Raw genomic sequence first — 9,652 nt, 5'->3', positions numbered from 1 at the left:
CCGGGCCGGATGCGTGCCGTACTCCTCACAGAGGTTGGCGGGATCGCGCGGGCGTCTGTCGTCGGCTGGTGTCTTGCGCCGACGCATTTCCTGCTGACCATGGCGGCGAGCGAGCTGGCGATCGTGCGCAACCGGCTGGAGGCTCTGGGCGCCGCATCGGAGAAGCCGCTGCGTCTCAAGCTGACGGAGGTGACCGATGAATGGGGCGGTGTCGCCCTGATGGGCCCGAAGGCGGAGGCGTTGCTCGCGGCGAGCCTGCCCATGTCGGTGATGGGAGAGACATTGCCGCCGATGGGATTTCGGGATTTTACGCAGGATGAACTGCCGGTCCGTCTCGCCCGGATCAGCCTCTCCGTCGGCGCGGGCTATGAGATTTACACCCGCGCGGGCTATGCGGATATTCTCTGGAACCTGCTGCTGGAGAAGGGCAAGGCGTATTCGCTCACCCTTGCGGGCACGGCAGCGCGGGAGACTTTGCGGATCGAGGCAGGCCGTCCCGGCCCCCGCGAGATGAATGGCACGGCCACCGCGTCGGACCTCGGCCTTGCACCGCCCGAACGTCTGGAAGGGCGGCATCGCGCGCGGCGGCAGCTCGTCGGGCTGAAACCCGTCTCCCATGAAGTGGAGGGAAAGGCGCCCCCGCCGCTCAGTGTCGGCATGATCCTCTATGAGGGCGACGGGACGGAGGCGGCAGGCCCGGGCATCGGGGAGATTACCTCCGCCTGCTACAGCCCCGCCCATGACCGGGAGATTGCGCTGGCTCTCTTAAGTGATGGCCGTGCGCGAGAGGGAACGCTGATCCGTGCCGCCACGGCGGATGGGCGCAAAGTGATCGACGTCAAGGTGCAGGCCCCGCGCGTCCTGCCGCGACAGGAGATTGGCCATGGTTGATCGCAATTCCGCGCTTCGGGGGGAGCGTATTCATGGACGCTTCGGCAAGCTGGATAAGGAACCGGGCGTAACCTTAAAGGAAATAAAGGATTTTTCTTATCTGGAGATTACCCTCTGGGATTGGGAGCGGGACAGTCTCCGCTCCAAACTCGCGGAATTGCTCGGCATCAGCGACCTGCCGGAGCAGGGTGGATCGCAACGGCTGAAAGAGGGGCGGCTCCTGCATCTCAACGATGGTCGGCTTGCCTATCTTGGGGAGGCGGCGCCCGCGGATATCCTCGAAGTTGCCATCACACCGGAGGAGGGGTGCGTCGTGCCTCTCGGCCATGGGAAATGCCTGCTGCGTCTGGGGGGTCCGCAAGGGGCGGCGTTGCTCCGGCGGGGTATCCGGGAAGATGCCCGCGACATCGCCTTTCCGCCCGGGCGCGTGATGACAACCGATATCGGCGGGATTGATATCCTGCTTTTCCGGCCGGACAAGGCGCAGTATGACTTGCTCCTCCCGCGCTCCCATGCCCCGGAAATCTGGCGCTGGCTGACCCGGCGGGCAGCGCAGTTCGGCTATGAGGTGCTATAGGCCCTGAAGCGCCACCCGGATGTCATTGATCCGGGCCTCCGCCGCGGTTGTCTCGTAAGGCTCTGCCACGCCCTTGCCCCAGACCGGGGCCGGCCAGGCGGCATCATTGCGATAACGGGCGATGATATGGATATGAAGCTGCGGCACCATATTGCCAAGTGTCGCGACATTCATCTTGTCCGCCGTGAAGAGCGCCGCCATGGCTTTCGATGCGCCGCGTATCTCTCGCGTGAGAGCATTGTAGTCGTCATGCTTCAAATCATGGAGGTCGACAAGGTTCGGCCGTTCCGGCACCAGGATGATCCAGGGAAAACGCGCATCATTCATCAGAATAACCGTCGAGAGCGGTAAATTCAGGATGGGAAAGCTGTCTTTGGCGAGTTGCGGATGAAGCTGGAACATTGTCCTTATTCCTGCGATAATAAGCGATCTGATAACTCGATCAGGGTAGGGGATTTCTCATGAAACATAAATCGCTTTTTAACCGCGTGCTTATTCTGTTGGCACCGGTGTTCCTGTTGCTCACGGCGTCTGTATCGGCGGAACCGACAAAACTGACGTTCCTGCATTTCAATGACATCTATCAGCTTTCCGGGGTCAAGGGAAATGGCGGATTTGCGGAGATTTCAAGCCTGATCAAGGCGGAGAAGGAACGCTCCCCCAATGCGGTTGTCACCTTTGGCGGCGACCTGATTTCGCCCTCCATCATGTCCGGGTTAAGTCACGGCACCGAGATGATCGCGCTGATGAACGCGATTGGCGCCGATATTGCCGTGCTTGGCAACCATGAGTTTGACTTCGGCCCTGATGTTACGGCGTCACGGATTGCCGAATCGGATTTTACATGGCTCGGCACCAATGTGCTGGATGCGTCGGGGAAAGTGGCCCTCGGCGCGCAGTCAGCGGTGATTGTCGAGATGGGCGGCTTCAAGGTCGGCTTTTTCGGTATCCTGACGCCGGAGACGGTTTTCCTCTCCCAGCCGGGAGAAGACATCCAGTTCGCAGACGTGATTGAAACCTCGACGGCGGCGGTGAAATCCCTGCAGGAGCAGGGGGCGGAGGTGATCGTTGCCCTGACCCATCTTGATCTGTCGGAGGATGAGAATCTCGCCGATCAGGTGGATGGTTTGCACGCGGTGCTGGCCGGTCATGATCATGTGGCGGCGACCTTTGTGAAAAATGGTGTTTCCGTCATGCAATCGGGGGCGGACGGGGTGTATCTCGGCGTGCTTGACCTCGATGTGGAATGGGTTGAAAGCCGGGGCAAGAAACGGCTCTCCATCCTGCCGAGCTGGAAAATGATGCCGACAAGATACGCGGCGGCAGATCCCGAAATCAAACCGCTTATCGATGAGTATGAAGCCGCGCTCGATAAGGAACTCGGCGTTGCCATCGGCAAGACGGCGGTAATGCTGGATACGCGGCGCGGCACCGTTCGTGCGAAGGAGGCGGCGTTCGGCAGCTTGATCGCCGATGCCATGCGTACGGAAGTGAAGGCGGATATTGGCATCACCAATGGCGGCGGCATTCGCGGCGACCGGCTCTATGATCCGGGCACCACATTGACGCGCAAGGACATCCTGACCGAGCTACCGTTCGGCAATGTCACTGTCCTGCTGGAGGTGTCCGGTGCGGATGTGAAGGAGATGCTGGAAACCGCCGTCTCCAAGGTGGAGGATGTGGGCGGTCGCTTTGGCCAGGTTTCGGGCGTTACCTTCTCCTATGACAAGACCCTGCCTGTCGGTGCCCGGGTGAGTGAGGTGGCAGTGAGCGGCGCACCGCTTGATATGGGTAAGGTCTACACCGTCGCGACCAATGACTATATGGCCGACGGCGGGGATGGCTACGCGGTGCTGAAAGGCAAGAAGCAGCTTATCGACACCTCGGGCGGCACGCTGATGGCGACGACGGTGATGAACTACATCCGCGATATGGGCGGGGTGAACAAGGTCGTCGGCGGGCGCATCACCGAAAAATAACGTCCCTGACTTCAGGGAATTAAGCGGCCTCCCCATTCTTTGCTTGGCTTTGAGGGGAGGCAGAGGCTAATCTGCGGGCAAAATAACGCCACGGTCCAGTGCGGCCGAAAGAAAACGGGAGATATCATGAGCCAGACCACCCCCACGAACAATGCCGAAGAGAGCTTTCCTTTCGTGCATTATGCCGAACGCATCCGCGCCGCCGCCGCGGCGAACCCGTCGCTTGACGTCATCAAATGCGAGGGCGAGACGCGGACCTGGGCGGAATTCCTGCCGCGCACCAATATGGTTGCCAATATGCTGAACTCCCGCGGCCTCGGGCGCGGGGATATGGTGGCGGTGCTGGCGAAAAGCAGCGTGGAGTATCTTGAGGTGTTCCTCGGTGCCCTTCAGGCCGGACTCTGTATTGTGCCGCTCTCTGGCATGGCGTCCAGCGAGCAGCTGGAAGTGATGATCCGCGACAGCGGCTCGAAGCTGGTCTTTGCCTCGGGGTCGACACGAGATCTGATCGAGCCTTTCCGGGGCAGGATCGACGGCGTCGCGGAAGATGGCTATGTCGCCTTTGACTTCGCGGGCGAGGGCTGGACGGCGTATGAAGAGCTGATCAAGGGCGCCTCCACCGAGCCTCTTTATGTGGATGTCAAGGAGACGGACGGCTTTAACCTGATCTATTCGTCGGGCACCACCGGGGTTCCCAAGGGGATCGAGCAGAGCCAGAAAATGCGCAGTCAGCATGTCCTCCGGTTTGAGGCGATGGGTATCCACGCAGGCGCGGTGACGCTTGTTTCCACGGCGATGTATTCGAACACGACGCTGGTCGCGCTGCTGCCGACGCTCGCGCTGGGCGGGCGGATCATTGTCATGCCGAAATTCGATACCGAAAAATTCCTGAAAATCGCGGAGGCCGAGAAGGTCACCCATGCCATGCTGGTGCCGGTGCAGTATCAGCGCATTCTCGCTCATCCCGATTTCGATAAATACGATCTCAGCAGCTTCGAGGTGAAGCTCTCCACCAGCGCGCCGCTGCGCGAGGGGGTGAAGCGCGATATTATTACCCGCTGGCCCGGCAAGATGATCGAGATTTACGGCCTGACCGAGGGCGGGATCGGCACGGCGCTCTCCTGCACCGAATTCCCGGACAAGCTGGCCTCCGTCGGGATGGCGGGCGAGGGGACGGAACTGCGCCTCATCAACGAGGCGGGCGAGGAATTGCCGCAAGGGGAGATCGGCGAGATCGTTGGCCGGTCGGATGCCATGATGACCGGCTATCACGGGCGGCAGGATTTGACTGACGCCATGATCTGGCGTTCCCCCGATGGCAAGGTCTTCTATAAAAGCGGCGATATGGGCCGGTTTGACGAGGATGGCTTTCTGTTTTTGCTTGATCGCAAGAAGGACATGATCATCTCCGGCGGGTTTAATATCTACGCCGCCGATATCGAGGTGGAACTCGCGCAGCATGAGGATGTCGCGGATGTCGCTGTGATCGGCATCCCGAGTGAGGAATGGGGTGAAACCCCGCTCGCGCTTGTCGTGCCGAAGGAAGGCGCAGGCCTGACCGAGGCCGCCCTCAAGGACTGGGTCAATAACCGCCTTGGTAAAACCCAGCGGATCAGCGGTGTCGAGTTCCGCGATACCCTCCCCCGCAGCACGATCGGCAAAGTCATGAAACGGGAGCTCCGCCTGCCCTATTGGGAGACGGCGCAGGCCTCCTGAGGGCAGTCTGGCCCTGGGGTGCGGCGGTGCGTTTTACGAAGGTTTAACCCTTTTCTGGGATATTCTAATATACGGTCAAGTGAGGGGCCGAATAAGGAATATATTCCAGGAACTTATGGATGAGCGCAGAATCGGATAGCCCGGAAACGGACACCAAACCGTCGATGAAACACCGCCTCAAGGCTTGGTGGGACGGTTATGAGCTGGACGGTGGTAAACGATCCCGAAAATCCGGGACAGAGCCGGAACGTGAGAAGATCGTCATCGATGACAGTCCGCCCACGGTCAAGGGCTGGAGCCTCGCCCGGCAGCAATCGGTGGTGACCCTCTTTGGCGAGGGGATGACACGTTGCGTTCCCGACGATGCGAAAACAAAACTGACGCAGCCGCTCGGTATCAACAAGGCGTTGAGCGTCGCGGAGCTGGGCAGTGGCCTGGGCGGTTTCTCCCGCTGGGTGGCGGAAGAATATAACGCCTATGTCACCGGGTATGACTCGGACCAGATTTTGCAGGATGCCGCCAATGAGATGACAAAAATGGCGGGCCTTGCGCGGAAAATTAATTTCCTCCATTGCGATTTTGAGAATTTCAACCCCAAGCAACGCTCGGCCGATGTGGTCTATACGTCGGAGGCGCTGTTCCCGGTTGCGAACAAGGCCGGCTGTTTCGCCGCCATCTTCAAGTTATTGAAGCCGTCGGGCCAATTCATGATGTCCGATTATATGCTGGACGGCACGGCACCGGATGCGCCGGAGTTGAAGGCCTGGCGCGACGCGGAGCCGATCGGTGCGAACCCCGTCGATGTGCAGGAAACGCGCAAGCTGCTGACCGCTGCCGGCTTCGACGTTAGTATCGCCGAGAATATCACCATCGAATATAAGGCGAATGTGCTCCGCGCCTTTGCCGATTATGCGGCCCGGACCAGCAATGGCGAGAAAAGCGGCCATCTGCATGAATGGATCCTGAAAGAGGGCGAACTCTGGATGGGACGGATCAAGATGATGGAGGCGGGCCATCTCAAGGTTTTCCGCATTTACGCCCGTAAACCCGTTGAAATCATCTGACCGGCGGGCCTCGCGTGGTATCGGTAATTTCTTCGCCGGAACAGGCCTTTTCGTCATTGACAGGCCGCGCCGGGGTCAGTATGTTCCGGCCTTCGAATTCATCAAGCTGTTAGGATCTGGACAATGAAAGTCTTGAACTCGCTCAAGTCCGCGAAAAAGCGTCATCGCGATTGTCGCGTGGTACGCCGCAAAGGACGCGTTTACGTTATCAACAAAACCAACCGCCGTTTCAAGGCGCGTCAGGGCTAATCTGCCTCTGGCGCCATTGGTTCTGTAATGTGGAAAAAACCGTAATGCCCCGGCATTGACGGTTTTTTTGTTTGCCAAATGTCGGCTTTCCGCCCTATGTCAGGGGAACAGGGAATAAACCTGAAGGGGGAGCCGCCATGTTAATGCCCAAGCCGAACGCCGATGTGCTGGCCAAGCGCGATACGCTGGTGACGGGCCTCCGCCGCATTGTCGCCGATCCGGAAGGCGTGATCGACGACAAGGACGACTTGCGCGCCTTCGAATGCGATGGCCTCAGTGCCTATCGCCAGCTTCCGATGATTGCGGTGCTGCCGTCCACCGTTTCCGAAATCTCCGATATCCTGAAATACTGCAAGGCCGAAGGGGTCAATGTGGTCCCGCGCGGCGCGGGAACGTCGCTTTCGGGCGGCGCGCTGCCGCTCGCGGATGGCGTGCTGCTCGGCCTTGGCAAGTTCAACAAGATCGTCGAGATTGACTATGACAACCGCTGCGTCGTCGCACAGCCCGGCGTCACCAATCTCGCCATTACCGATGCCGTCAAAGGTGATGGCTTTTACTACGCGCCGGACCCGTCCAGCCAGATCGCCTGCTCCATCGGCGGCAATGTCGCGGAGAATTCGGGCGGCGTGCATTGCCTGAAATACGGTCTCACCACTCATAACCTCCTCGGGATCGAGATGGTGACCATGGAGGGCGATATCATTCGCCTCGGCGGCAAGCATCTCGATGCGGAGGGGTATGACCTGTTGGGCGTCATGACGGGCTCGGAAGGGCTGCTCGGCGTGATCACCGAGGTAACGGTACGCATCCTCCGCTCGCCGGAACATATCTCCGCGCAGTTGATCGGTTTTCCCTCCAGCGAGCAGGCAGGCGATTGCGTCGGCAAGATCATCGGCGCCGGCATCATCCCGGCGGGCATGGAGATGATGGACCGCTACGCCATTCACGCGGCGGAGGAATTCTGCCATGCGGGCTATCCGCTGGACGTTGAGGCGCTGTTGATTGTTGAGCTGGATGGCCCGGAAGTCGAGATCGCTCATTACCAGAGCCAGATTGACGCCATTGCAAAAGACTGCGGTGCCACCGTCAGCCGGATCAGCGCGAGCGAGGAGGAACGCATGACCTTCTGGGCCGGGCGCAAGGCGGCGTTTCCGGCGGTCGGGCGTATCTCCCCCGATTATATGTGCATGGACGGCACGATCCCGCGCAGCCAGCTTCCCAAAGTGCTGGCGAAGATGAATGAACTCTCCAAACATTACGGCCTCCGCGTCGCCAATGTCTTTCATGCCGGGGACGGCAATCTGCATCCGCTGATCCTGTTCGATGCGAACAACCCGGGGGAACTTGAAAAATGCGAGGCGTTCGGCGCGGATATCCTGAAACTCTGTGTCGAGGTGGGCGGCGTCCTCACCGGCGAACATGGCGTCGGGATTGAGAAGCGCGATCTCATGGGCGAAATGTTCTCGGAAGAGGACCTGAAACAGCAGCAGCGGCTTAAATGCGCGTTTGATCCGGACGGGCGGCTCAATCCGGGCAAAGTCTTTCCGATCCTCCATCGCTGCGCCGAGCTGGGCAAGATGCATGTCCATAACGGCGAATTGCCGTTCCCCGACATCCCGAGATTCTAGGCCGACATGCAAATCAGTAAAATCACCGAAGAACAGCAGATTGCCGACATGCTCGACTGGGCGCTGGCGGGCCGCCACGGTCTCGCGCTTCAGGGCGCGGGCAGCAAGGCCGGGATCGGCTGCCCGGTCGCAACAGATCAGATGCTTGATCTCACAGGCCTCACCGGGGTCGAGATGTATGAACCCGCCGAACTGGTGATGAAGGCGAAGGCGGGCACGAAAATATCCGAGATCAAGTCGCTCCTCCGTCAGAGTGAGCAACGGCTTGCTTTCGATCCGCCGGATTACGGGCCCTTGCTGGGCGGGGCCGCGGAAGAGGGAACGCTTGGCGGGATATTTAGCACTAATCTCTCCGGTTCGGCGCGCATCAAGGCGGGCAGCGCGCGCGATCATCTGCTGGGGGTTCAGGGCTTCACCGGACGCGGTCAGCCCTTCCAGACCGGCAGCCGGGTGATGAAGAATGTCACCGGCTATGACCTCTGCAAGCTGGTCGCGGGGAGTTACGGCACGCTCGCCATTGCCACCTCGCTCACTTTCAAGGTGCTGCCGCGCCCCGACAAGACCCGTACCGTGCTGATCTATGGCGTGCCGATGGAGAAGGCACAGCCGATCATGAACCGGGGGCTGTCCTCCGTCCATGATGTCGCGGCGGTGGCCTGGCTGCCCGAAAATATCGCCGCCAAATGCGATGTTGACTATATCCGGGGGCCCGGCAAGTCGGTGCTGGCCCTCAAGATCGAGGGGCCGGGCCCGTCCGCCGAGTTCCGCTGCAACGCCCTCCGCGAGATGTTCGAGGGGGAGGGCGCGCTGGAGGAATTGCATGGCAGGAATTCTCAAAGTCTCTGGAATTTTGTGAGCAATGCCAGTGCCTTTGCCGGAAATGATAAACCGCTTTGGAAACTCTCGCTCCCGCCCGCCAATGCCGCCTCTGTGGTCGCGGCAATTTTGGACAAGAGGCCGGAGGCGCATTATTTTCTCGACTGGGGCGGCGGGCTTGTCTGGGTGGAACTCCCCGAAGAGGGAGAGGATGGCGGAGAGAGCCTGATCCGGGGCGCACTCGCGGGCGCGGGCCATGCGACGTTGATCCGGGGATCAACTTCCTTGCGCCAAAAAATCGCGCCGTTCCAGCCGCAACCGGAGGCCATCCGAAAGATCAATGCGCGGATCAAGGACGGGTTTGATCCCGAAAATATCCTCAACCCCGGGCGCATGTATCCGCTTGAAGACATGAAGGCAAGCGATTGAAATGAAAACAGAATTCTCCATTCTTCAGCTTGCCGACCCGAAGATCGCCCGCTCCAACGATATCCTTCGAAACTGCGTTCATTGCGGCTTTTGCACCGCAACCTGCCCGACCTATCTGGAGCTTGGCGATGAGCGCGACAGCCCGCGCGGACGTATCTATCTGATGCAACAGATGCTGGAAAGCGGGGAACCGGCTCCGGCCTCGACGGTCAAGCATCTCGATCGATGCCTCTCCTGCCTGTCCTGCATGACGACTTGTCCTTCCGGTGTGGATTACATGCATTTGGTGGAGCATGGCCGCGA

General features: G+C 60.1%; 10 protein-coding genes. 9 read left to right on the top strand and 1 reads right to left on the bottom strand.

Annotated elements, in window-relative coordinates:
* Together P1U71_RS08380 and P1U71_RS08375 are read left to right on the top strand one after the other, a co-directional pair.
* Window positions 1-891, top strand: an 891-nt coding sequence (locus P1U71_RS08380) for a glycine cleavage T C-terminal barrel domain-containing protein (RefSeq protein WP_301105126.1), incomplete at its 5' end; no start/stop codon positions are given.
* Window positions 884-1,468 carry a hypothetical protein gene (locus tag P1U71_RS08375; RefSeq protein ID WP_301105125.1) on the top strand — a complete coding sequence of 195 codons (585 nt, stop codon included), beginning with the start codon at window positions 884-886 and terminating at the stop codon, window positions 1,466-1,468. The genes P1U71_RS08380 and P1U71_RS08375, both read left to right, overlap by 8 nt.
* Here the strand turns inward: P1U71_RS08375 and P1U71_RS08370 are convergent.
* Complete coding sequence (locus P1U71_RS08370; RefSeq protein WP_301105124.1) at window positions 1,463-1,870, bottom strand: HIT domain-containing protein; 408 nt, start codon at window positions 1,868-1,870, stop codon at window positions 1,463-1,465. The two genes, P1U71_RS08375 and P1U71_RS08370, sit on opposite strands and share 6 nt — an antisense overlap.
* A 59-nt stretch (window positions 1,871-1,929) precedes the next feature.
* Between P1U71_RS08370 and P1U71_RS08365 the strand changes: the two genes are divergently transcribed.
* The 7 genes from P1U71_RS08365 to P1U71_RS08335 all read left to right on the top strand — a co-directional run.
* Window positions 1,930-3,447: a 5'-nucleotidase C-terminal domain-containing protein gene (locus tag P1U71_RS08365; protein ID WP_301105123.1), complete on the top strand. Its 1,518-nt coding sequence runs from the start codon at window positions 1,930-1,932 to the stop codon at window positions 3,445-3,447.
* A gap of 126 nt (window positions 3,448-3,573) precedes the next feature.
* Window positions 3,574-5,163 carry a class I adenylate-forming enzyme family protein gene (locus P1U71_RS08360; RefSeq protein WP_301105122.1) on the top strand — a complete coding sequence of 530 codons (1,590 nt, stop codon included), beginning with the start codon at window positions 3,574-3,576 and terminating at the stop codon, window positions 5,161-5,163.
* A gap of 119 nt (window positions 5,164-5,282) precedes the next feature.
* A complete protein-coding gene (locus tag P1U71_RS08355; protein ID WP_301105121.1) occupies window positions 5,283-6,227 on the top strand; it encodes a cyclopropane-fatty-acyl-phospholipid synthase family protein in 945 nt (314 codons plus the stop codon).
* 123 nt (window positions 6,228-6,350) lie between these two features.
* Window positions 6,351-6,476: a type B 50S ribosomal protein L36 gene (gene ykgO / locus P1U71_RS08350; RefSeq protein ID WP_161316603.1), complete on the top strand. Its 126-nt coding sequence runs from the start codon at window positions 6,351-6,353 to the stop codon at window positions 6,474-6,476.
* Window positions 6,477-6,613: 137 nt separating this feature from the next.
* Entirely contained in the window at window positions 6,614-8,104 is a 1,491-nt protein-coding gene (locus P1U71_RS08345; protein WP_367281150.1) for an FAD-linked oxidase C-terminal domain-containing protein, read from the top strand.
* Window positions 8,105-8,110: 6 nt separating this feature from the next.
* Complete coding sequence (locus P1U71_RS08340; protein WP_301105119.1) at window positions 8,111-9,349, top strand: FAD-binding protein; 1,239 nt, start codon at window positions 8,111-8,113, stop codon at window positions 9,347-9,349.
* A gap of 1 nt (window position 9,350) precedes the next feature.
* Window positions 9,351-9,652: 4Fe-4S dicluster domain-containing protein (locus P1U71_RS08335; RefSeq protein ID WP_301105118.1), on the top strand; the 302-nt coding region annotated here is incomplete at its 3' end.

It is taken from the genome of Sneathiella sp. (assembly GCF_029233945.1).
Lineage (GTDB): Bacteria > Pseudomonadota > Alphaproteobacteria > Sneathiellales > Sneathiellaceae > Sneathiella.
The sequence above is the reverse complement of the archived record's forward strand: the minus strand, read 5'-3'. Positions and strand labels throughout refer to the sequence as shown.